The following is a 21,430-nucleotide window of genomic DNA, read 5'->3' on the forward strand; positions in this document are numbered from 1 at the left end:
CCAAGCCTTGGGAATGGAACGGACAACGCACGTCATTGGTCAATCGGGCGCGTTCCTGGATGCGCTGGAACTCGCCAGCCGCGCCGCGGCGCTCGACCGCCCGGTGCTGGTGATCGGCGAGCGCGGCACCGGTAAGGAGTTGGTCGCCGAGCGCCTCCACCGCCTTTCGCCGCGCTGGGACCAGCCGCTCGTCATCATGAATTGTGCGGCACTGCCCGAGACGCTGATCGAGGCAGAACTGTTCGGCCATGAAGCAGGCGCGTTCACGGGTGCCACCAAGGCGCGGGCAGGGCGGTTCGAGGAGGCGCATCGCGGGACCTTGTTTCTCGACGAACTCGGCACGCTGTCGATGGCGGCGCAGGACCGGTTGTTGCGCGCGGTCGAATATGGCGAAGTCACGCGCATCGGATCGTCTCGGCCGATGCGCGTCGATGTGCGGATCGTCGCGGCGACCAACGAACATTTGCCCGACAAGGTCGCGCGGCATCAGTTCCGCGCCGATCTGCTCGACCGGCTGAGTTTCGAGGTGGTGACGCTGCCGCCGCTGCGTGCGCGCGTCGGCGACGTGCTGGTGCTGGCCGAGCATTTCGGGCGGCGCATGGCCTCCGAACTCGGGCGCGAGGATTGGCCGGGCTTCACCAAGGCGGCGCAGGCGGCTTTGGTCGCCTATCAATGGCCGGGCAATGTCCGCGAATTGCGCAACGTGGTGGAGCGTGCGGTGTATCGCTGGGACGAGGACAGCCCGATCGATGCGATTCAGTTCGACCCGTTCCAGTCGCCGCATCGCCCGCCGACGGTGCAGCCCCCGGCCGAGCCCGTGTCCGATACCCCACCACCCGCTGCGCCGCAGCCTCCAAGTAACCCGGACACGCCGATGGATTACAAGGCACGGCTGGCGCGGTTCGAGCGCGAAATGCTGCAATCGGCCCTGGCCGAGAATCGCTTTAACCAGCGTGCGACTGCCGACGCGCTGGGGCTCAGTTACGACCAGCTCCGCCACGCGCTGAAGCGCCACGGATTGATTTCAGGTGCGAATGCGGAATCGGTTGCGTAACGAGCCGCGCGGACCCATTTGCCGGGCCTGACGTTAGCGTCTCGCGAGCTTTTCAAGGAGAAGACCCATGGCTTTCGAACTTCCCCCATTGCCCTACGCTTATGATGCGCTGGAGCCGACCATCAGCGAAGAGACGATGAAGTATCACCACGACAAGCATCACGCGGCGTATACCGCGAAGCTGAACGAGGGTGTTGCGGCCGATCCGAAGCTTGAAGGCAAGACGATCGAAGAGATTTTCGACATCATCTCGACGCTGCCGCCGCTGGTGCGCAACAATGGTGGTGGCTTCTGGAACCATGATTTCTTCTGGAAGATCATGGCCCCGGCCGGCACCACCCAGCCGTCGGGCGCGCTCGCCGAGGCGATCGAAGCCTATGGCGGCCTCGACAAGCTCAAGGAAGATTTCAACGGCAAGGGTGCGGGCCAGTTCGGTTCGGGCTGGGCGTGGGTGATCAAGGATGCGAGCGGCGCGCTGAAGGTCGTATCGACCCCCAATCAGGACAATCCGCTGATGGACGATGCCAAGGACAAGGGCACGCCGATCCTCGCCAATGACGTGTGGGAACACGCCTATTACCTGACCTACAAGAACGATCGCCCCGGCTATCTGAAGGCGTGGTGGAATGTGGTAAACTGGGACGAAGCGGGCAAGCGGTTCGACGCCGCCTGAATCGCACGTTTCGGATGATGCGATTGCACAATATGCAATCGTAAAATCGTATATTGCAGTTGCGCAAGTGTCTGCTGCACTGCACAAAGAAGGTGCCTTTCAGGCATCCTCTCCTAAAACTTTCCCGGCCGGTCGCGAGACCGGCCTTTTTTTTGTTTGAGCGCCTGCTATACTCGTTCGTGCTGTCGTAGCGCCGTATCAGAACAAAAACGCGGAAGAGGTAGGCCGCCGGAAAGACCGGCACCGGCGACACGATCGTGCGGGGGATTGAGCAGGGTCTGCTCTCCCCCGCGATTGGCACGCCTAACGGCGGTTGCAATTATTCCTGTGGCGGGATCGGTGGTTCGTTGTTCACGCTAAAGCCGTGCTTCATCAGCATCGGCACGTTCGCAAATGCAAAAATCAGCGTCAGCGGAATGACGCCCCACAGCTTGAAACCAAGCCAGAAGGTGTAGCTGAATTCGTGCCGGACGACTTCGTTGAGCACGGCGAGGAACGCGAAAAAGATCGCCCAGTTGATCGTCAGCTTCCGCCAGCCGGTCTCGGTCAGGCCCGGATAGGCGGCCTCAAGGAACAGACTCAGCAATGGTCGCCCGGTTACCAGTCCGAACACGAGGATCGCCGACAGCATCGCATAGATCACGGTCGGCTTGATCTGGATGAAATCCTTATTGTGGAAATACAGCGTCAGCCCGCCGAACACGAGCACCAGCGTGCCGGTCAGCCAAAGCATCGGCGAGATGCGTCCGGCGCGGACCAGGGAATAAATCATGGCGGCGATGCTCGCGATCATGAAGGCTGCGGTGCCGGCGATCAGTTTGACCATGTCCAGCCCTGGCGTCAGGAAATTGACGAGGAAGAAGATCGCGATCGGGCCAATGTCGATGGCGAGGCGCTGGCCCGCGCCGAGCGGGGCTTTTTTGATGGGGGTGGCGGTCATTTGCGGACCCCTTCCACGCCCGCGATGATCCGCGCAACTTCATTCGCATCGAACGGGCGCAGATCGCCCATGCCTTCGCCCACGCCGATCGCGTGGATCGGCAGGCCGTATTTCTCCGCCGCCGCCACCAGCATGCCGCCGCGCGCAGTGCCGTCGAGCTTGGTCATGACGAGGCCGGTGACCCCGGCGCTTTCTTTGAACACCTCGATCTGGTTGAGCGCGTTCTGTCCGGTAGTGGCATCGAGCACGAGCAGCACGTCATGGGGGCTGTCGACGTTGAGGCGGCCGAGCACGCGGCGGATCTTGGACAGTTCGTCCATCAGCTCGCGCTTGTTCTGCAGGCGACCGGCGGTGTCGACGATCAGCACGTCGATGCCGGTGGCGGTGGCTTGCTTGACCGCTTCATAAACGATCCCCGCCGCATCGCCGCCTTCCTTGCCGCTGATGATCGGCACGCCCGCGCGCTCGGCCCAGGTGGCGAGCTGGCCGATCGCGGCGGCGCGGAAGGTGTCGCCCGCCGCTAGCATGACGCCATAATCCTGCTCCTTCAGCCAATGCGCGAGCTTGGCGATGGTCGTCGTCTTGCCCGAGCCGTTGACCCCGATGACGAGGATGACGTGCGGACGCGGGAAGCCGGTGATCTCGAGCGGCGTGGCGACGGTATCGAGCACCTTCTCGATTTCCTCGGCGACGACCAGGCGAATGCCCAGTTCTTCCATGCCGCGCTCGAAGGTGCCCACGGACAAGCGCTGGCGGATGCGGGCGGCGGTTTCGGGGCCGAGATCGGAGGCGATCAGCGCTTCCTCGATCTCGTCGAGCGTTGCTTTGTCGAGTGGCCCGGTGCCGAGTCCGGCAAGGTTGCCGATCAGCCGATCCGAGGTGCGTTTGAATCCGCCGAGGAGTTTTTCGTGCCAGGATGTCATGCGGGGATTCCGGTGAGGGTTTTGCCGTCGGTGGCGAGGATATGGATGGCGGATATATTTCCGGCCGTTCGTGCAGCCCCCTCTACCGTTCGTGCTGAGCTTGTCGAAGCACTGCTCGCTGCGGAGAACGCGGCTTGTGGTGAAGCCTGCCCTTCGACAGGCTCAGGGCGAACGGGGGGGAGGGGGAAGCGCACCTCGGCAAAGCCGGGCGTATGCCCGCGATCGCCGGGCCGTTCGACCAGAACGTCTTGCTTCCTGCCGACCAAAGTCTGCAGCCACGCCGCCTTGCGCTGCGCGCCTGCCTCGCGCAGCAGCGCCGCCCGGGCCTTGCGGACCGGCACCGGCACGGCGGGCATACGTGCCGCAGGTGTGCCGTCGCGCTCGGAATAGGGAAAAATATGCGCGTGGACGATGTCGCAATCGTCGATCAACGCCAGCGTCTCGGCGAACAGCGCATCATCCTCGGTCGGGAAACCCGCGATCAGATCGGCCCCGATCGCAATGTCGGGCCGCGCGGCCTTCAACCGCTCGACCAGCCCGACGCTTTGCGCGCGACTATGGCGGCGCTTCATCCGCTTCAGGATCAGGTCGCTGCCCGCCTGGAGCGAGAGGTGGACATGCGGCATCATCCGCTTTTCCTGCGTCAGCAGCGCGAACAGCCGGTCGTCGATCTCGATCCCGTCGAGCGACGACAGCCGCAGCCGTTCGAGCGCGGGGACACGGTGCAGGATGCGCTCGACCAATTGCCCGAGCGTGGGCGCACCGGGCAAATCGGGACCATAGCTGGTGAGGTCGACTCCGGTCAGCACCACTTCGCGATGCCCTGCCTCGGCCAAAGCGGCGATGCGATCGATCGCAGCTCCGGCGGGGACCGAGCGGCTGTTGCCGCGCCCCTGGGGGATCACGCAGAAGGTGCAGCGATGGTCGCAGCCATTCTGCACCTCGACAAAGGCGCGGGCGTGCGCGCTGAAGGCGGGGGCGAGGTGGGGTGCGGTTTCGCGGACCCGTGCAATATCGCCGACCAGCACCGGTTCTGGCGCGGCCCAGGCGTCTCCTGAAAGCTTTTCGGCATTGCCGAGCACACGGTCGACCTCGGGCATCGCAGCAAAGGCGGTAGGGTCGATCTGCGCCGCGCACCCGGTGACGACGATCTCGGCACCCGGTCGGTCGGCGCGGGCGCGGCGGATCGCTTTGCGCGTTTCGGCAACGGCGGTATTGGTGACCGCGCAACTGTTGATGACGACCAGGTCCCGCCCAGCCGTGAGCGCGCGGATCGCTTCGCTCTCGGCGATGTTCAGGCGGCAGCCAAGGCTGATGATCTGGGGACCGGGCATTGCGGGCGATCTAGGAGCGGATGCGGGCGAAGTCCATGCACCGCCCCGCTCGACGATGGTGACAACGTCAGCTCGCCCGGCGGTGTTCCTCTGCCGGTTGGAAGGCCGGATCGGTCGTCACCACCTGCAACAGCCGCCGCTCGGCCAACAGCCGCCGGGTAACGGCGATGCTGGTCGGACGGCCGTAGAAATACCCCTGGCCCTTGGCGCAGCCCAGCGCGCGCAGCCGTTCCTCGATGCTCGCATCCTCTATGCCCTCGGCGGTGATCGGCAGGTTGAGGCTCTCGCCCAGCCGCGTGATTGCGGTGACGATCGCCGCGCTTTCGCTATTCTCGTTGATCGACATGATGAAGCTCTTGTCGATCTTGATCTGGTCGAAGGGCAGCGCGCGCAGATGCGCGAGCGAGGAATAGCCCGTGCCGAAATCATCAAGTGCGAGGCGCACGCCCTGGTTCTTGAGGCTCCCCACGATCGATTGCGCCAGCGCGAGGTTATGAAACAATGACGTCTCGGTGATCTCGATTTCCAGCCGACTGGCCGGGAAGCCGGTTTCGGTCAGCACCTTGATGATCTTCTGTGCGAGCCACGCATCCTTCAACTGCCACGGCGAAATGTTCACCGACAGCGACAGGCTGGCGTCCCAGTCCTTGGCGGCGAGGAAGGCCTGGCGCATCACCGACAGCGACAGATCGGCGATCATGCCGGTTTCCTCGGCAATCGGGATAAAGGCGTCGGGGCCGATCAGCCCGCGCGTCGGATGGTCCCAGCGCGCCAGCACTTCGAAACCGCTCAGTCGTCCGGTCGCCAGGTGAATCTGCTGCTCGAAATAGGGCACGATTTCAGCGCGCGGGATGGCGCTGCGCAGGCCCACTTCCAGATCGTTGCGGACCTGCAACTCGCGCTCCATCGACTGGTCGAACCAGGCGAAGCGATTGCGCCCGGAATTCTTGGCCGAATACATCGCGATGTCGGCGGCGCGCATCAGCGCATCGATGCTGGTGCAATCGAAGTCCGAACGCGCGATGCCCACCGATACCGAGATGTGCAGCTGCAATCCGCCGGCCTGGAACGGCTGCGCCAGACGGCTGACGAGCTTTTCGGCGATGCGTTCGACGGTGGATGGGTCGGTGGGGTCGAATAGGAAGGCGCAGGCGAATTCGTCGCCGCCGAAGCGCGCGGTCAGCGCAACGCTGGGCATCGCTTCGGCAATTTGCACGGCGACTTGCTGCAAGAGGGCATCGCCCGTTGCGTGGCCGTGCATGTCGTTGACGGTCTTGAAATGGTCGAGGTCGAGCATCAGCAACGCCATCGCTTTATGGCGGGCCTGTGCCCGGACGAACATGGCCGCCCCTTCCTCGGCCAGGCTGCGGCGGTTGAGGAAGCCCGTCAGCGGATCCTTGGAGGCGAGCAGTTGCGCACGTTCCTCGGCAGCGGTCCGTATCGCCACTTCATGCGCCAACTCGCGGTGGCGACGCCACCCGAACAGGATCAGCGCGACGTTGAGCAGCAAGGCGATGACGAGTGTCTGGTCGGGGCCGGGGCCATCGTTGAAATAGCGTTGGATCGTCGACGATAGCGCTGCACTGCCGGTGCCGACGAACAACAGAATCGCCGCCACCGTGATCGCGCCGTTCAGGATGTCGTGGCGTTCGGCGGGCACCCGTGTGCCCTGCTCGCTCGTTTCGCCAACCCTCGACTCGGCCATCATGCTGTCTTTCGCCCCAACGCTTTCCCGGTTCGTGTCCATCCCACGCTACCCGTGTAGATCGTGTTAAGCCGGATGGTTGCGCAATTGCTTGTGTTGCGGTAGGGGCAACCTCAATCGCTCCTGTTCAGGTGCGTGAAGGCTGCCCCACGGGGCTACGCCGGTCGACGAGGTTTCGTCCGCCGGCGTTCTTTGCGTTACTGGGCAAAAGCGACTTTTGAGAAGGGTTTGTTCGGATGTTCGAGAGCCTGAGCGACCGTCTTGGCGGTGTGTTCGATCGGTTGCGGGGGCGCGGTGCGCTGACCGACGCCGACGTGCGCGCGGCGATGCGCGAAGTGCGCGTGGCCTTGCTCGAAGCCGACGTCGCTTTGCCGGTGGCGCGCGATTTCGTCGATAAGGTCACCGAACAGGCGGTCGGCCAGAACGTGCTGCGCTCGGTCACACCCGGCCAGCAAGTCGTCAAGATCGTCAACGACGCGCTGGTCGAGATGCTCGGGGCCGAAGCGGCGGACCTCGAACTCGACGTGACGCCGCCCGCGATCGTGATGATGGTCGGTCTGCAAGGCTCGGGCAAGACCACGACGACTGCGAAGATCGCGCTGCGCCTCGCCAAGAAGCAAGGCAAGAAGGTGTTGATGGCGTCGCTCGACGTCAATCGCCCGAATGCGCAGGAGCAGTTGGCCGTGCTCGGCACGCAGGCCGAAGTGTCGACCCTGCCGATCGTCGCCGGGCAGCAGCCGGTCGACATCGCCCGGCGTGCGCTGCAGGCGGCGAAGCTGCAGAGCTATGACGTCCTGATGCTCGACACGGCAGGGCGTCTGCATGTCGACCAGGCGCTGATGGACGAAATGCGCGCGGTCGCCGAAGTGACCAAGCCGACCGAAATCCTGCTCGTGGTCGATGCGCTGACCGGGCAGGATGCGGTCAACGTCGCCAAGAACTTCTCCGATCAGGTCGCGCTGACCGGCGTCGTGCTGACCCGCATGGACGGCGATGCGCGTGGTGGTGCGGCGCTGTCGATGCGTGCCGTCACCGGCAAGCCGATCAAGTTCGCCGGCATGGGCGAAAAGCTCGAAGCGCTGGAAGCGTTCGACCCCAAGCGCGTTGCCGGGCGGATCCTTGGCATGGGCGACGTGGTCGGCCTGGTCGAGCGTGCGGCCGAAGCGATCCAGGTCGAAGATGCCGAGAAGATGGCGGCCAAGCTCGCCAAGGGCTTGTTCGACATGGACGATCTGCGCGCGCAGCTTGCGCAGATGCAGCGCATGGGCGGCATCGGCGCGCTGGCGGGTATGATCCCCGGCATGAAGAAGGCGCAGGCGCAAGTCGACCAGGTCGGCGGCGAAAAGGTACTGGTGCGGATGGACGCGATCATCACCTCGATGACGCCGAAGGAGCGCCGCAAGCCGGAACTGCTCAACGCCAAGCGCAAGATCCGTATCGCCAAGGGTTCCGGCACCACGGTGCAGGACGTCAACAAGCTCATCAAGATGCATCAGGAAATGGCGAATGCCATGAAGAAGATCAAAAAGATGGGCGGCTTGGCCGGCATGGCCAAGATGTTCGGCGGTGGCGGCGGTCTTGGTGGGCTGGGCGGTGCGCTGGGCGGCGGGATCGATCCGGCGAAGATGCTCAGCGGCGGCGGTGGCGGCCTTCCTGGCCTCGGCGGCGGCCAGACCAAGCTTCCTCCCGGCTTCGAGAATTTGCTCAAGAAGAAATAAGTTCAACCCAATCAACGTATTAAAAGAAGAAGGTACAGAAAATGGCAGTCAGCATTCGTCTCTCGCGCGGTGGTTCCAAGAAGCGCCCTTACTATCGCATCGTCGTTGCCGATGCGCGCAACCCGCGCGACGGCAAGTTCATCGAGAAGATCGGCACCTACAACCCGTTGCTCGCCAAGGACGACGAGAAGCGCATCGTGCTCGACACCGAGCGTGCGAACTATTGGCTGGGCGTTGGCGCGCAGCCGACCGACCGCGTTGCGCGTTTCCTCGACGTGACCGGCGTGCGCGAGCGTGCAGCCCGCAACAACCCGAACAAGGGCAAGCCCGGCGAAAAGGCGACCGAGCGCCTGGAAGAGCGCCAGAAGAAGCTGGACGATGCCGAGGCCGCCAAGGTCGCCGCTGCTGCCGCTGAGGAAGAGGCCAAGGCCGCTGCCGCAGCTGCTGAAGCCGAAGCTGTCATGGCCGCTGAGGTAGAAGCCGCAACCGAAACCCCGACCCCGGAAGCCGAAGCCGTCGCCGAGGCAACCGCTGAAGAAACCCCGGCGAACGGCTGATGCGACCCGATTCCCCCGTCACGCTCGCCGTCATCATCGGCGCGCACGGTGTGACGGGGGAAGTCCGTCTCAAGGTCTTCACCGAGGACCTGAGCAGCTACAAGGTGTTCAATGGTGGCGCACTGACGCTGAAGTCCGTGCGCCACGGCAGCAATGGCGCGATCGCCCGCATTGCCGAAGTGACCGACCGCAACGCCGCCGAGGCGTTGCGCGGCACCGAACTGACCGTACCGCGCTCGGCGTTGCCGCCGCTGGAGCCGGGCGAATATTATCATGCCGATCTGTTGGGGCTGCCTGTCGTCTCGCTGGAAGGCGAGGCGCTGGGGCAGGTCGTCGCGATCGATGATTTCGGCGCGGGCGACGTGATCGAAGTCGAACGGCCCGACAAGAAGCGCTTCATGGTCCCGATGAACGCCGATGCCGTACCCGAGTGGAATGCGGAGCGCCTCGTCGTTGACACTGCCTTCGTGGTCTAGTATATACGTAACGTGTATACGGAGGCTGCGATGCCGGACGACGAATATAAGGGTACCACATTCAAGTCGGGCAATTCGGTCGCGTTGCGGCTGCCCAAGGGGATGGGCATTCCCGAAGGCACCGAAGTGCGTATGGTCAAGGAGGCGCCGATGTCGTTTCGCGTAGAACCCGTCGACGCGCCCCGGCGGACGATCGACATTAGCGGTTTCGCGGGCAAGGCACCCGGCGCACGCTTAATTCCGCATGGCGATTTCGATGAGCGGCCCAGCACGATCGCAAAGCGACTTGCAGCGCGCGACGCGTGACGCGCTATCTCATTGATGCCGACATGGCGATCTACACGATGTCGGAGCGATTTTCGGCAGTGAACGATCGCTTGGCGACGTGCTTTCCGGGCGAGGTGGCGATCTCCGCGATCAGTTTCGCGGAGATCGCCGTCGGCACCTTTGTTGGAAAGCCGCCGTCACCGGAAGTTCTGGCGAGTTTTGTCGCGGTGATCCCGATTCTTTCCTTCGACGACGCTGCGGCGCGCGAATATGCGCGGCTGCCCTTCAAACGCGCCCGTTTCGACCGTTTGCTCGCCGCGCATGCGCTGAGCCTGGGCGCGACCATCGTCACCAATAACGAAGCCGATTTCGCCGATGTGCCGGGCCTGCGCGTCGAGAACTGGTCGGTCAGCGCCTGATCGGGCGGCGTTCGTCGAGCAGGTTGCGAATGGTGGTTGCGGCGACACCGGCTTCGCCCATGGCATGGCTGATTTGATCGAGCCCTTTCACCACATCGCCCGCGGCGAACAAGCCCGGGATCGAGGTGCGTTGATGATCGTCGACTTCGAGGCAGCCATCGGCGGTCGCCCGCGCGCCGGCCGCAACGGCGAGGCTGGAGCGGATCGTCGACCCCAGTGCCGGATAGACGCTGTCGAAGCGTAGCGCACCGCCCGGCGTGGTGACCTCGATCGCGTCCCCGGCAGTGCGGATTGGTGTGCAGGGGCCATCGACATGAACGATGCCAGCGTCTTCCAGTTTGGCGCGGCAGGTCGCGTCGAGCTCATGCGCGGCACCGGGCGCAATCAAGGTCACGTCGCGGGTGAAGCCGCGCAGGAACAGCGCTTCCTTCATTCCGTGGTCGCCAGTGCCGATCACGCCGACGCGCTTGTCGGTGACTTCATAGCCGTCGCAGATCGGGCAATAGCGCAGCAGCCCGCGGGCCAGCGCTTCGTCATGCACATCCCCCGCCATGTCCGGTCGGTGGTTGACCACGCCGGTAGCCAGCAGGACCGAGCGGGCCGGATACCGGTGATCGCCCACGCGCACGTCGAACGTGTCGCCCGTCGGAACGATTTCGGTGACTTCCGCCTGTTCGCGCGTCGCGCCGAATTCCTCGGCTTGCTCCAGCATCAAGCGCAGTAACTCGGTGCCTTTCACCCCGCCGGGATAACCGGCATGGTTGTGCGTGCGCGGGATCAGCGCGGCTCGGCTGCTGCCGCAATCGAACATGCGGATGCGCAAATGGAACCGCGCGAGATAGATGGCGGCGGTGAGCCCGGCCGGGCCAGCGCCGATGATGATGCAGTCGTCCACGCGTCTTGCCTTTCGGAGGCGGGCGGGGGAAGGAGCCCAATGCCGTTCGCCGCCACCGTCTTAACGCTTTACCCCGACATGTTTCCCGGGCCGCTTGGCATTTCTCTTGCCGGTCGCGCGCTGGCCGAGGGGCGCTGGAGCCTCGACGCGCGCAACATCCGCGATTTCGCCACCGACAAGCACAGCACCGTCGACGGAACGCCCGCGGGTGGCGGGGCGGGGATGGTGTTGCGCGCCGATGTGCTGGCGGCGGCAATCGACAGCGTGCCCGCTGGCCTTCCGCTGCTCGCCATGACGCCGCGCGGCGCCCCGCTTACCCAGGCGCGCGTGCGTAGCCTGGCGGAAGGGCCGGGCGTCACCATCCTGTGTGGCCGCTTCGAGGGGTTTGACGAACGCATCTTCGCCGCGCGCGACATCGAGGAAGTGTCGATCGGGGATTACATTCTTTCGGGCGGCGAGATGGGGGCGCTGGTGCTGCTCGACGCTTGCATTCGGCTGCTCCCCGGCGTAATGGGCGCGGCTTATAGCGGCGTGGACGAGAGCTTCGAAACGGGGCTTCTCGAATATCCGCAATATACCCGACCATTTGAATGGGAAGGGCGCACGATCCCCGAAGTGTTGCGATCGGGGGATCATGCGAGGATTTCGGCATGGCGAAAGTCGATGGCCGAGACCGAAACACGGCTAAGGCGGCCGGACCTGTGGGAGCGCCATGAGGGTGCTCGGGTCCAGTCGCCCTCTGGCGCGCGACAGACAGACAAGGACGCATGAGATGAATCTCATCCAGACGATCGAAGCCGAGAACATTGCCAAGTTTCTCGAGACCAAGAAGATCCCCGAATTCCGCCCTGGCGATACGCTGAAGGTCGGCGTGAAGGTGGTCGAAGGCGAGCGCACCCGCGTTCAGAATTATGAAGGCGTGTGCATCGCGCGTTCCAACAAGGGCATGGGCTCGAACTTCACCGTGCGGAAAATTTCGTTCGGTGAAGGCGTAGAGCGCGTTTTCCCGCTCTATTCGCCCAACGTCGACAGCATCGAAGTCGTCCGCAAGGGCGCAGTGCGTCGTGCGAAGCTCTATTATCTGCGTGGTCGTACCGGCAAGTCGGCACGCATCGCCGAGCGCCGCGACACCCGTCCGGCCAAGGGCGGCGCTGCCGAGTAATCGGACAGCCGTTAGGCTAACAGAAGGGCGCGGTGGCTTTGGCCTCTGCGCCCTTTTTGTTTGTGCCAGAGCGGCTTGCTATGAACCGATGGCAAAGCGCACCGGTACGGCGGGCGCGAACAGCATCGGCAACGGGGCACCGGCTTGTACCACAATTTGGTCGAGCGGGACGGCATCCGGCGGTGCATCTGCGGCAAAAACCTGGATCAGCCGACGCCCCGAGGTCGGCACCAGCTCTTTCGGGATTGCGAGTGGCGTGCCGCCCATTTCAACCAGCCATTGAGGACGTCCGTAGCGATACGCTCTGGCCGGGTGAACCACCTGCAGGTCAACCGCACCAGCATAGCGCCCGAGAATGAGCGGGTTGTTGCCTTCCAAGAAGACGCTCGGTCGGTTCCCGATGCGCCGCGCAGCTACGGCGTAAGCGGGGCGGGCGGCGGATGCCAAATCTGTTAAACTCGTCTGGTCAATGGTGAGCGGGTCAATGCCGGTCAACCGTTTCAGCCGCGTTGCCATCATATCGGTCGTACTTTGTTGAAAGTTGATCGGGGCTTCCCAGACGTGGCCATATCCAACGTATATCAGTGCTTTTGCACTGGGCTTCGCTGCGAGAATTGCCGCCAAGTTCTCTGCCTGCGCTTGCTCTCGCGGGGCAATGCCGCCCTCTTTCGGGCGTTGCTTGCTGGTTTGCTCGTAACCCACAGGCCGATACCCCAACGCTAAGGCCTCGCGCACAAAGCCCGCAAATACCGGGTCTCGCGTGTAATAACCGGTGCTGATCCGGACGAAACCGTCCTGCCTGAGTTTGTCGATCATCGAGGCGTGGCCGGGTTCCGCCGGCTCGCTATCAAACGTCTCGGCGGCCAGGATCGAGTACCCAAGGGGTTTTAACGCACGTGCCACTTGCAAAGCAAAGGCACGGTCGCGCGGGCTATCATGGGCTTCATTCAAGATAACGATGCTGGTGTCGCGCGCGCGTCGGACGATCTCTTCAATGGCATCGTGTGGAGTGGCCGCCGCCAAGTGCGTTGCCCAACTGGGGTCGGGGGGCGAGCCAGGCTGGGCACGGGCCAGCACGGCTGGGTCGAGTTCATTGGTGAGCATTGGGCTGACCTGTTCCCACATCTGGAACGCGTCTTCGTCACGCACTTTGCCGTCAGGGCCGAAGGCTGCGGCGGCCAAGGCGTCACTGGCCTCGAGATAGCGCCCCTTAGCCAAAGCGGTATCTGCCACATCGGCAGCGGGCGATTGCGGTGGACTCTGCGCGCCGAGGAGCAATGGGGACAAGGCTATAAAAACGAACCGCTTTCCTACCATTATCCGCTCCCAACCTCGGCGATCGAGACTGACGATGTTGCGAGACCAGTCAAGAGAGTGCGCGAATATCGTGGCGGCAAGGCTCAACCGAAGCCATAAATCTTCACGGTGTCGGGGAGGGGCAAAGCCGCCGCATCGGGGTGGTCCAGATGTGCCACGATCGTTTCCAGGATTGAAGCAATCAGCGCGCCATCAGGGTGATGGTCGGCCCCCTGGATCACCACGCTGAAACCAGTGCGTTTGGCGGCGTGTGCGGCCTTGTGGAGTTCTTGCCCCATCGCAGCGGGGATGGTCTGATCGGCGAGGCCGTGGATCAGGAAATAGGGCTCGTCCAGCGTCGGCACCGTGGCAAGATTGTCGTAGCGGTCGCTGACGAACGCGCGCCCGATCTTCGGTACCATCGCGGTCAGGCTGGTGAAGGTGCCAATCGTCACCAGCGCATCCAGCTTTTGCCGTGACGCCAGCCCGAAGGCCACGCCGCCGCCAAGGCTGTGGCCAACGACGATCAGCCGCCCGCCCCCGGCCCGCCGCCGTGCCTCGGCATAAAAGGCGTCGGCATCGCGCGCGAGCCCGGGCTCGTCGGCGCGGCCTGGATTGCCCGAATAGCCGCGATATTCCGCTGCTACGACGCCATAGCCCTTGGCGATGGCGGGCGCGAACCAGGCGAGCGTGCTCATCGCGCTGGAGCCGTTGCCGTGGAACACCAGCAGCGTCGGTTTGCCCGGCGCGGCCGCGACCGCAGCTCCGGTGATCGACAGCGCGTCGCTAGTTTGGACCGTGACGCGCTCGGCCCCTGCAGGGAGGACTGCGGTCGCGATTGGTGCGGTTGGCGCGGGATAAATACGGTCGTGGATCGACTGGCTCAGCACCGGGGTTGCCCCGGCAAGAAGCAGGACCGTTAAAACAAGTGCCGCGAAGGCCTTTTGCGCCGACCCGATCCGCCGCATTCGCTACCCCCCCCGCATCCGTTCTCGACCAACGTGTCATGTTTGCACGATACACCGCGATTCGCTATGGTCGGCTGCCGACTATTCCGGGGGGAAATATGTCCGACGTCACCATGACCACCGCCGCCGAACCCGATGGCGCGCCGCGCATCGCGGTGCTGGACATCCTGCGCGGGGTGGCGATCCTCGGCATCCTGTTCATGAACATCAACGACATGGGGCAGTCGATTTACGCGTCGTTCGACGATATCCGGCATCTCGGCTGGTCGCAGACCGACCGGATCGCCTGGTGGCTGCGCGAAGTGTTCGCCAATGGCACCGCCCGCTGCATGCTGGAAATGCTGTTCGGCGCGGGGATGGTGATCCTGACCGATCGTGTGGCCGATAAAGCCAATGGCTGGGTGGTGATGCGGCGCTATTATGTACGCAATCTCATCCTGTTCGCATTCGGGCTGGTGCATGTCTTCATCCTGTTGTGGCCCGGGGACATCCTCCACACCTATGGGCTGGCCGCGCTGGTCGCGTTCCTGTTCCGGCGGTTGCGCCCGCAATGGCTGATCATGATCGGCCTGACGCTGGCGTTGTTCCAATTGGGGGGCGGGGGCTATTTCGGCTATTACCTGACGCTGCAGACGCGCGCGCAAGTGGCGGCGATCGAGGCCAAGGTGGCCGCCGGAACCAAGCCGACTGCGGAAGAACGCAAGGTCCTGAAGGACAAGGCCGAGCGGGACAAAAAGCGCGCCGAGGCCCGCGCCAAATCGCACAACGACATCGCCGCCGAAGACAAAGCGCGCAAGGGCACTTTCATCACCTGGGCGCACGCACAATGGGGCTCCTTCCTCGATATCGAGTCGCAGTTCCTCGAGATATTGTTCGTATGGGAAGCGGCGAGCGTCATGCTGATCGGTGCCGCGCTTTATAAGCTCGGCATCCTGCAGGGGCGGCGCTCGCGGCGCTTTTACGTCTGGACCGCACTGATCGCTTATGCCGTCGGCATCACGCTGCGGGTCATCGGCGCGTCCGAACAGATGGAATTCGGCAATGGTCCCTATACCTTCTGGGCGAGCTATGAGTTTGCGCGGCAGGCGATGACGCTGGGGCATGTCGCGCTGATCAACCTGCTCGTCAGCAGCGCCGTCGGGGCGCGGCTGTTGCGCCCGTTCGTCGCGGCCGGGCGGACGGCGCTGTCGATCTATATCGCGCAGACGCTGATCTGCCTGTGGGTGCTGTACCCGCCATTCATGCTCGGCCTGTACGGCAAGATGACATGGGGACCGCTGATGGTAACGGCCTTCCTCATCAATGCGGCGTTGCTGATCGGCGCCAATGTGTGGGTGCGGCATTTCGACATTGCGCCGGTCGAATGGGCGTGGCGTTCGCTGGTGGAGCGCCGCGTGCTGCCATGGCGCAAGCGGGCGCGGGTGGGGCCGCAGGTGGAGGGAAGCCCGGCGCTCGCTTGAGCGAGGCGGATCGCGTCGTGGCCAGCAGGGCATGCCGGACTGCGTCCGCCACGCCCTGCCGTTTTTGGATCAGGTCGTCGAGATCGTGCCGATCAAGCCAACCACGCCACCGCGCGCGTCATTCACGGTCGAGGTAAAGCGATACCCGCCCTCGGCGAAATCGACCCGCACCTTGCGCGTATCGTACATCTCGCGGAACAGCGTTTCGAGATTGGGTTTCTGCCCGGTCATCAAGCGCATGTTGGTGCCGTTATCGTTGACATACGGCACGGCGTAGAGATGCGCGGCGGAGAAAGGGCTGTTCAGCGATGTGAACAGCATTACCCCCTCGCTGCCGCGCAGGCCGAAATTGCGATCGGCGAAATAGATCCCGCCGAACACGACATTGTCGGGATCGTTCGGTTCGAAGAAGAAGCGTTGGCGGATCTGCACGATTGGTGAATCGAGATCGCCGCTGGCGTGATCCTGCATGAAATTCTCCATGTGCCCGTGCGCGACATAGAGGTTCCCACCCGTGCCGCCCTCGACTCCGGCGCGCCAATTGGTGACGACGAGATCTTCCGCCGTGTCGTTGAACACCAGCGCCAGCACCTTTTTGGGGTTTTCGAGGAATAGATAGAGCAGGAATGCGACCAGCACGATCACGATGATGGTGATCGCGGTCTTCATGCCCAGCGTGGTGATGCCCGTGCGCAGCGCATTGAGGAAGGTCGCCCCGCCGCGCCAGGCGGTCCAGGTCAATTTGGCCATCGCCACGCCGATGCTGAACAGGCTACTCGCGCCGATCTCGATGGCGAGCTGGCCCGGCGTCTTGGCGTTCTGCATCGCTTCGAGCCGTTTGGACAGACCATAGACATAATCGGTCACTTCCTGTCCGCGATAGCCGCGGACAATTTCGAAATTATGCTGGGTCAGGCTGATATTCGGTTCGATCTCGGTGGGCTCTTCGGCCAGAGCAGCGGTGATCAGCGTGTTGTCTTCATGCGATGCGAGCTCGATGCCCTCGGCGCGGTGATACTCATCGATTCCCGAGAGTGTCGCCTCCAACAGCTTTGCGATCATCTTGCGGCGGCGTTGTTCGACGGTCAGTGCTTCGTTGCCGGCGATTCCGGCCAGGTCGATGCCCAGGCGCGCCTTGAAGCCGTCCATGATTTCGAGCGCGGCGTCGCGCGGGGACAGGCTGCTTGTTTCCAACGGCATTACTATTCTCCTGAAAGGCGAAGGGTGAATGGTGTCTTGGTTGGTGCAGCGCGCGTTGCCCCGTCAGTTTAGCGGGCACCGCGCAAAGTGCAGGCCGAAGTTGATCCTTAACGACGGCAAGGGGGCGTTCGGCGCGATCGACGCATCCGCAGCCGAGCAAATTCTCGTTGCAATCCGGACGCGATGCCGCACCGCGCGCTTGCCCTCTTTACGCAGTCCCCGCGCACCGCGATAAGCGCCGACGCCGTCCGCACTCGTCGGGCGAGGAAAAACGCGGGATTGGAGATGCAGGATGCGGGCGAGTTGGGCTTTTGCGGGCGTGATGCTCGCCTGTGCGGCGGTGCCCGTGATGGCGGCTGACGCGCCGACCAAGCTGACGCTGTCACGCGTGTTCGGGAGCCCCGATCTGTCGGGCGTGCAGCCGCGCGGGGTACGGTTGTCGCCTGACGGCACTTTGCTGACCTCGCTGCGCCCGCGGGCCGATGAAAAGGAGCGTTTCGACCTATGGGCGCTCGATACGCGCACCGGTGAAGAGCGGATGCTGGTAGATTCGAAGAAGGTCGGCAGTGGCGCGGAATTGTCCGAGGCCGAAAAGATGCAGCGCGAGCGCGCCCGCATCGCCGGGTCAAAGGGGATCGTGGCCTATGACTGGGCCCCCGATGGCAAGACCATCCTGGTGCCGCTGGACGGGGACCTGTATCTCGCGACGCTCGACGGCACGACGCGGCGGCTGACCAACTCGCCTGGCGGCGCGCTCAACCCCATTATCAGCCCCAAGGGCGGGTTCGTCAGCTTCGTGCGCGGGCAGAATCTGTTCGTCCAGCCGCTCGGCGGCGGCGACGCTCGGCAGATCAGCCAGGATGGCGCGGGCACGGTGCATTGGGGCGAGGCCGAGTTCGTCGCGCAGGAAGAAATGGACCGTCGCACCGGCTATTGGTGGTCCCCGCAGGACACGCACATCGCGGTCGAGCGTTTTGACGAGGCTCCGGTCGGCATCGTCACCCGCGCCGCGATCGGGGCGACCGGGACTAAGGTCTATGAGCAGCGCTATCCGGCGGCGGGCACACCGAATGTCGCGGTCGAACTGTATGTGATGAAGGCCGATGGCACAGGCAGGGTGAAGGTCGATCTTGGCCAGAATCCCGACATCTATCTCGCCCGCGTCGACTGGACGCCCGATGGCAAGACGCTGCTGGTGCAGCGCGAAAGCCGCGACCAGAAGACGCTCGACATGCTCACGGTCGACCCGGAAACGGGCAAGAGCAGCATCCTGTTCACCGAGAAAGCGGGCGCGCGGAGTTGGCTGAACCTTACCGAAGCCTATCGTCCGATGAAGGATGGCAGCTTGATCTGGCGCTCGGAGCGGACCGGCTATGGCCACCTCTACCGCTTCGCCAAGGGCAAGTGGACCGCGCTGACCAAGGGCGATTGGGTCGTCCAGCAGCTGATCGGCGTTGACGAAGCCAAAGGTCGGCTGTTCTTCACCGGCAATAAGGATGGCGTGCTGGAGCAGCATGTCTATTCGGTCGACATCGCGCATCCGGGCGTCGTGACGCGGCTGACCGAGACGGGCTGGTGGAATGGTGCCAGCATGGATCACGCCGCGACGCGGATGATCGTGGGGCGCTCCAACCCGACCCAGCCGACGCAGGTCTATCTGGCCGATGCGAGCGGCAAGCGGCTGTCGTGGATCAACGAAAATGCGCTGAAGCCGGGGCATCCTTATTACCCCTATCTGGCGAGCCATCAGCAAACCACCTTCGGCACGATCAAGGCCGAGGACGGCACTGATCTTTATTATGAGATGATCACGCCGCCGCTGGAGCCGGGCAAGAAGTATCCGGTGTTCTTCCAGCATTATGGTGGCCCGGGCACCGGGCAGCAGGTAACGCGTGGCTGGGGCGGGGCGTTGCCGCAATATCTGGTGCAGCACGGCTACATCTTCTTCCAGATCGACAATCGCGGATCGTACAATCGCGGCAAGGCGTTCGAGGACCATATCTACCGCGCGATGGGCACGGTCGAAGTGGCGGATCAATTGGCGGGCGCGAAGTTCATCAAGAGCCAGCCCTTCGTCGATCCAAACAAGGTGGCGATCTATGGCTGGTCCTATGGCGGTTATATGACGCTGAAGATGCTGGAGGCGAGCCAGGGCGTCTATGCGGCCGGCGTTTCGGGCGCGCCGGTGACGCAGTGGAACCTGTACGACACGCATTATACAGAGCGCTATATGGGCTCGCCGGTCGGCGACGCGAAAGCCTATGCTGCGTCAGGGGCGCTTGAGAACGCGCCCAAGATCAAGGATCCGCTGCTGCTGATCCACGGAATGGCTGATGATAACGTCGTGTTTACCAACTCGACCGCGCTCGCCGCGCGGATGCAGTCGACCGATACGCCGTTCGAGATGATGTTCTACCCCGGCTACACGCACCGCGTGGCTGGGCCGGGGATTAGCGAGCATCTGTGGGGGACGATCCTGACCTTCCTCGACCGCAACGTGAAGGACAAGCGCTGATCACATGCGGTTCCTGACGACCTTCCATCTGTGGCCGTTCCTGGACACGGTCGTCAGCTATTTGGCGGCGTTCGTGCTCGGCACGCTGATCGGCGCCGAGCGGCAATATCGCCAGCGCACTGCGGGCCTGCGTACCAATGCGCTGGTCGCATTGGGGTCAGCGGCGTTCGTTGATCTCGGGCAGCGGCTCGGCGGGGACGTCGAGTCGATCCGGATCATTGCCTATGTCGTGTCGGGGATCGGTTTCCTCGGCGCGGGCGTGATCATGAAGGAGGGGATGAACGTCCGCGGGCTCAACACTGCGGCGACCTTGTGGTGCTCGGCGGCGGTGGGCGCGATTGCCGGGAGCGACCTGATCGCGGAAGCGGTGCTGCTGACCGGCTTCGTGATCCTCGCCAACACGATGCTGCGGCCGCTGGTTGATGCGATCAACCGCATCCCGATCGAAGGGCGCAATGTCGAGGCGACCTATACGGTGACGATCACCACCGATGCCGAGGAGGCCGGGCCGATGGGCGATTTGCTGACCGAGCATCTTGAGGCGGCGCAACTCCCCGTGGCCGAGCTTGACGTGGTTGCGCGCGGTGAAGATCGCGTGGAGATTGTCGCCAAGCTGGTGAGCACCAATATAGACGGCGGTGAGCTCGACGCGCTGACCGATCATCTTGCGACCGTGCATGGAATTTCCCATGCGACGTGGCAGGCGCGCACGCACGATTAGCAAAGCGATTGGACGTCGGCGCGTAATGACGCTACGGGCGCGATCCGAATTGGAGGATGTTATGGGTTACAGGATCGTGGTCGCGGGCGCGACGGGCAATGTCGGGCGCGAGATGCTCAATATTCTGGCGGAGCGTGAATTCCCGCTGGCGGATATCGCTGTGGTGGCATCGTCGCGCAGCCAGGGCGACGAGGTCGATTTCGGCGAGACCGGGCGCAAGCTCAAAGTGCAGAATATCGACAATTTCGATCCCACCGGCTGGGACATGGCGCTGTTCGCGATCGGGTCGGACGCGACCAAGATCCACGCGCCGCGCTTTGCCGCTGCCGGTTGCACGGTGATCGACAATTCGTCGCTCTACCGCATGGACCCCGATGTGCCGCTGATCGTGCCGGAAGTGAACCCCGATGCGATCGCGGGCTATACCAAGCGCAATATCATCGCCAACCCGAACTGCTCGACCGCGCAGATGGTGGTGGCGCTGAAGCCGCTGCACGATTTCGCCAAGATCAAGCGCGTCGTCGTCGCGACCTATCAGTCGGTCTCCGGCGCGGGCAAGGCGGGGATGGACGAGCTGTTCGAGCAATCGCGCAACATCTTCGTCGGCGATTCGGCGGAAGCGAAGAAGTTCACCAAGCAGATCGCCTTCAACGTGATCCCGCACATCGACAGCTTCCTCGACGATGGGTCGACCAAGGAAGAATGGAAGATGGTGGTCGAGACCAAGAAGATCCTCGATCCCAAGATCAAGGTCACCGCCACCTGCGTGCGCGTGCCGGTGTTCGTGGGTCATTCGGAAGCGATCAACATCGAGTTCGAGAATGAAATCTCGGCCGACCAGGCGCAGAAGATCCTGCGCGAGGCACCCGGCGTGATGCTCGTCGACAAGCGCGAGGACGGCGGATACGTGACGCCGGTTGAATGCGTGGGCGAATATGCGACCTTCATCAGCCGCGTGCGCGAGGATTCGACCGTCGAGAACGGCCTGTCCTTGTGGTGCGTTTCGGACAATCTCCGCAAGGGCGCGGCGCTCAACGCGGTGCAGATCGCGGAATTGCTGGGCCGCCGGTATTTGAAGAAGGCGGATTGAGCGGCTTCTGAACGCCTGTTAGCCTCCAGTCGAACGCGGTCATCAGCCGATAAGGCA

21 protein-coding genes are annotated in these 21,430 nt (G+C 63.7%); 13 read left to right on the plus strand and 8 right to left on the minus strand.

What is annotated here, in order from left to right:
• The first annotated feature begins 13 nt into the window (after positions 1-13).
• Complete coding sequence (pspF, locus tag ACP7BY_RS15870) at positions 14-1,054, plus strand: phage shock protein operon transcriptional activator (RefSeq protein WP_033963802.1); 1,041 nt, start codon at positions 14-16, stop codon at positions 1,052-1,054.
• A 67-nt stretch (positions 1,055-1,121) separates the two neighbouring features.
• Complete coding sequence (locus ACP7BY_RS15875; protein WP_033963803.1) at positions 1,122-1,727, plus strand: superoxide dismutase; 606 nt, start codon at positions 1,122-1,124, stop codon at positions 1,725-1,727.
• A gap of 319 nt (positions 1,728-2,046) precedes the next feature.
• Here the strand turns inward: ACP7BY_RS15875 and ACP7BY_RS15880 are convergent, their stop codons facing one another.
• The 4 genes from ACP7BY_RS15880 to ACP7BY_RS15895 all read right to left on the minus strand — a co-directional run bounded on the left by ACP7BY_RS15880 (position 2,047) and on the right by ACP7BY_RS15895 (position 6,632).
• On the minus strand, positions 2,047-2,667 hold the full coding sequence (locus tag ACP7BY_RS15880; protein ID WP_137902283.1) for an inner membrane-spanning protein YciB: 621 nt from the start codon (positions 2,665-2,667) through the stop codon (positions 2,047-2,049).
• The gene (ftsY, locus tag ACP7BY_RS15885) at positions 2,664-3,590 is read right to left on the minus strand and encodes a signal recognition particle-docking protein FtsY (RefSeq protein WP_033963804.1); all 927 of its coding nucleotides are present in this window, start codon (positions 3,588-3,590) and stop codon (positions 2,664-2,666) included. The genes ACP7BY_RS15880 and ftsY overlap by 4 nt, the downstream gene beginning before the upstream one ends.
• Entirely contained in the window at positions 3,587-4,924 is a 1,338-nt protein-coding gene (mtaB, locus tag ACP7BY_RS15890) for a tRNA (N(6)-L-threonylcarbamoyladenosine(37)-C(2))-methylthiotransferase MtaB (RefSeq protein WP_137902284.1), read from the minus strand. Before mtaB ends, ftsY begins: the two co-directional genes overlap by 4 nt.
• A 67-nt stretch (positions 4,925-4,991) precedes the next feature.
• Positions 4,992-6,632, minus strand: coding sequence for a putative bifunctional diguanylate cyclase/phosphodiesterase (locus ACP7BY_RS15895; RefSeq protein ID WP_033963865.1), 1,641 nt, complete (start codon positions 6,630-6,632; stop codon positions 4,992-4,994).
• 233 nt (positions 6,633-6,865) lie between these two features.
• Here ACP7BY_RS15895 and ffh point away from each other — a divergent pair, with 233 nt between their 5' ends.
• The 5 genes from ffh to ACP7BY_RS15920 are packed head-to-tail and all read left to right on the plus strand — an operon-like array spanning position 6,866 to position 10,066.
• A complete protein-coding gene (gene ffh / locus ACP7BY_RS15900; RefSeq protein WP_033963805.1) occupies positions 6,866-8,347 on the plus strand; it encodes a signal recognition particle protein in 1,482 nt (493 codons plus the stop codon).
• 41 nt (positions 8,348-8,388) lie between these two features.
• Positions 8,389-8,904, plus strand: a complete 516-nt coding sequence (gene rpsP / locus ACP7BY_RS15905; RefSeq protein WP_010402889.1) for a 30S ribosomal protein S16 — start codon at positions 8,389-8,391, stop codon at positions 8,902-8,904.
• Positions 8,904-9,380: a ribosome maturation factor RimM gene (gene rimM / locus ACP7BY_RS15910; RefSeq protein WP_033963807.1), complete on the plus strand. Its 477-nt coding sequence runs from the start codon at positions 8,904-8,906 to the stop codon at positions 9,378-9,380. Before rpsP ends, rimM begins: the two co-directional genes overlap by 1 nt.
• Before the next feature lie 30 nt (positions 9,381-9,410).
• The gene (locus ACP7BY_RS15915; protein ID WP_033963866.1) at positions 9,411-9,686 is read left to right on the plus strand and encodes an AbrB/MazE/SpoVT family DNA-binding domain-containing protein; all 276 of its coding nucleotides are present in this window, start codon (positions 9,411-9,413) and stop codon (positions 9,684-9,686) included.
• Positions 9,683-10,066, plus strand: a complete 384-nt coding sequence (locus ACP7BY_RS15920) for a type II toxin-antitoxin system VapC family toxin (RefSeq protein ID WP_126846303.1) — start codon at positions 9,683-9,685, stop codon at positions 10,064-10,066. The genes ACP7BY_RS15915 and ACP7BY_RS15920 overlap by 4 nt, the downstream gene beginning before the upstream one ends.
• Here ACP7BY_RS15920 and ACP7BY_RS15925 read toward each other — a convergent pair.
• A complete protein-coding gene (locus tag ACP7BY_RS15925; protein ID WP_033963809.1) occupies positions 10,056-10,961 on the minus strand; it encodes an NAD(P)/FAD-dependent oxidoreductase in 906 nt (301 codons plus the stop codon). The two genes, ACP7BY_RS15920 and ACP7BY_RS15925, sit on opposite strands and share 11 nt — an antisense overlap.
• Positions 10,962-11,000: 39 nt before the next feature.
• Here ACP7BY_RS15925 and trmD point away from each other — a divergent pair, with 39 nt between their 5' ends.
• Positions 11,001-11,732, plus strand: coding sequence for a tRNA (guanosine(37)-N1)-methyltransferase TrmD (trmD, locus tag ACP7BY_RS15930; protein WP_033963810.1), 732 nt, complete (start codon positions 11,001-11,003; stop codon positions 11,730-11,732).
• A 1-nt stretch (position 11,733) separates the two neighbouring features.
• On the plus strand, positions 11,734-12,123 hold the full coding sequence (gene rplS, locus ACP7BY_RS15935; RefSeq protein WP_010402880.1) for a 50S ribosomal protein L19: 390 nt from the start codon (positions 11,734-11,736) through the stop codon (positions 12,121-12,123).
• 78 nt (positions 12,124-12,201) lie between these two features.
• On the opposite strand, the gene ACP7BY_RS15940 is transcribed toward rplS, so the two are convergent.
• Both ACP7BY_RS15940 and ACP7BY_RS15945 read right to left on the minus strand, forming a co-directional pair.
• On the minus strand, positions 12,202-13,527 hold the full coding sequence (locus ACP7BY_RS15940) for a hypothetical protein (RefSeq protein ID WP_137902285.1): 1,326 nt from the start codon (positions 13,525-13,527) through the stop codon (positions 12,202-12,204).
• Positions 13,524-14,387, minus strand: a complete 864-nt coding sequence (locus tag ACP7BY_RS15945; RefSeq protein WP_126846308.1) for an alpha/beta hydrolase — start codon at positions 14,385-14,387, stop codon at positions 13,524-13,526. Before ACP7BY_RS15945 ends, ACP7BY_RS15940 begins: the two co-directional genes overlap by 4 nt.
• A gap of 98 nt (positions 14,388-14,485) precedes the next feature.
• Between ACP7BY_RS15945 and ACP7BY_RS15950 the strand changes: the two genes are divergently transcribed.
• A complete protein-coding gene (locus tag ACP7BY_RS15950) occupies positions 14,486-15,847 on the plus strand; it encodes a DUF418 domain-containing protein (protein WP_126846310.1) in 1,362 nt (453 codons plus the stop codon).
• Positions 15,848-15,916: 69 nt separating this feature from the next.
• On the opposite strand, the gene ACP7BY_RS15955 is transcribed toward ACP7BY_RS15950, so the two are convergent.
• Positions 15,917-17,047, minus strand: a complete 1,131-nt coding sequence (locus ACP7BY_RS15955; protein WP_033963811.1) for a hypothetical protein — start codon at positions 17,045-17,047, stop codon at positions 15,917-15,919.
• Between the two features lie 292 nt (positions 17,048-17,339).
• Here ACP7BY_RS15955 and ACP7BY_RS15960 point away from each other — a divergent pair, with 292 nt between their 5' ends.
• From ACP7BY_RS15960 to ACP7BY_RS15970, 3 genes are all read left to right on the plus strand, one after another.
• On the plus strand, positions 17,340-19,562 hold the full coding sequence (locus ACP7BY_RS15960) for a S9 family peptidase (protein ID WP_137902286.1): 2,223 nt from the start codon (positions 17,340-17,342) through the stop codon (positions 19,560-19,562).
• A gap of 4 nt (positions 19,563-19,566) precedes the next feature.
• Positions 19,567-20,283: an MgtC/SapB family protein gene (locus ACP7BY_RS15965; protein ID WP_033963814.1), complete on the plus strand. Its 717-nt coding sequence runs from the start codon at positions 19,567-19,569 to the stop codon at positions 20,281-20,283.
• Positions 20,284-20,344: 61 nt separating this feature from the next.
• Positions 20,345-21,373: an aspartate-semialdehyde dehydrogenase gene (locus ACP7BY_RS15970; protein WP_033963869.1), complete on the plus strand. Its 1,029-nt coding sequence runs from the start codon at positions 20,345-20,347 to the stop codon at positions 21,371-21,373.
• The last annotated feature ends 57 nt before the right edge of the window (positions 21,374-21,430 follow it).

Origin of the sequence: Sphingomonas sp. PSPC2-2 (assembly GCF_049897725.1) — a bacterium.
In the GTDB taxonomy this organism is placed as follows: Bacteria; Pseudomonadota; Alphaproteobacteria; order Sphingomonadales; family Sphingomonadaceae; genus Sphingomonas.

What these genes read in the sequence shown, in the direction of transcription:
- pspF (WP_033963802.1), top strand. Translation starts at nt 14, where the DNA reads ATGGAACGGACAACGCACGTCATTGGTCAATCGGGCGCGTTCCTGGAT.
- ACP7BY_RS15875 (WP_033963803.1), top strand. Translation starts at nt 1,122, where the DNA reads ATGGCTTTCGAACTTCCCCCATTGCCCTACGCTTATGATGCGCTGGAG.
- ACP7BY_RS15880 (WP_137902283.1), bottom strand. Translation starts at nt 2,667, where the DNA reads ATGACCGCCACCCCCATCAAAAAAGCCCCGCTCGGCGCGGGCCAGCGC.
- ftsY (WP_033963804.1), bottom strand. Translation starts at nt 3,590, where the DNA reads ATGACATCCTGGCACGAAAAACTCCTCGGCGGATTCAAACGCACCTCG.
- mtaB (WP_137902284.1), bottom strand. Translation starts at nt 4,924, where the DNA reads ATGCCCGGTCCCCAGATCATCAGCCTTGGCTGCCGCCTGAACATCGCC.
- ACP7BY_RS15895 (WP_033963865.1), bottom strand. Translation starts at nt 6,632, where the DNA reads ATGATGGCCGAGTCGAGGGTTGGCGAAACGAGCGAGCAGGGCACACGG.
- ffh (WP_033963805.1), top strand. Translation starts at nt 6,866, where the DNA reads ATGTTCGAGAGCCTGAGCGACCGTCTTGGCGGTGTGTTCGATCGGTTG.
- rpsP (WP_010402889.1), top strand. Translation starts at nt 8,389, where the DNA reads ATGGCAGTCAGCATTCGTCTCTCGCGCGGTGGTTCCAAGAAGCGCCCT.
- rimM (WP_033963807.1), top strand. Translation starts at nt 8,904, where the DNA reads ATGCGACCCGATTCCCCCGTCACGCTCGCCGTCATCATCGGCGCGCAC.
- ACP7BY_RS15915 (WP_033963866.1), top strand. Translation starts at nt 9,411, where the DNA reads ATGCCGGACGACGAATATAAGGGTACCACATTCAAGTCGGGCAATTCG.
- trmD (WP_033963810.1), top strand. Translation starts at nt 11,001, where the DNA reads ATGCCGTTCGCCGCCACCGTCTTAACGCTTTACCCCGACATGTTTCCC.
- rplS (WP_010402880.1), top strand. Translation starts at nt 11,734, where the DNA reads ATGAATCTCATCCAGACGATCGAAGCCGAGAACATTGCCAAGTTTCTC.
- ACP7BY_RS15945 (WP_126846308.1), bottom strand. Translation starts at nt 14,387, where the DNA reads ATGCGGCGGATCGGGTCGGCGCAAAAGGCCTTCGCGGCACTTGTTTTA.
- ACP7BY_RS15950 (WP_126846310.1), top strand. Translation starts at nt 14,486, where the DNA reads ATGTCCGACGTCACCATGACCACCGCCGCCGAACCCGATGGCGCGCCG.
- ACP7BY_RS15955 (WP_033963811.1), bottom strand. Translation starts at nt 17,047, where the DNA reads ATGCCGTTGGAAACAAGCAGCCTGTCCCCGCGCGACGCCGCGCTCGAA.
- ACP7BY_RS15960 (WP_137902286.1), top strand. Translation starts at nt 17,340, where the DNA reads ATGCGGGCGAGTTGGGCTTTTGCGGGCGTGATGCTCGCCTGTGCGGCG.
- ACP7BY_RS15965 (WP_033963814.1), top strand. Translation starts at nt 19,567, where the DNA reads ATGCGGTTCCTGACGACCTTCCATCTGTGGCCGTTCCTGGACACGGTC.
- ACP7BY_RS15970 (WP_033963869.1), top strand. Translation starts at nt 20,345, where the DNA reads ATGGGTTACAGGATCGTGGTCGCGGGCGCGACGGGCAATGTCGGGCGC.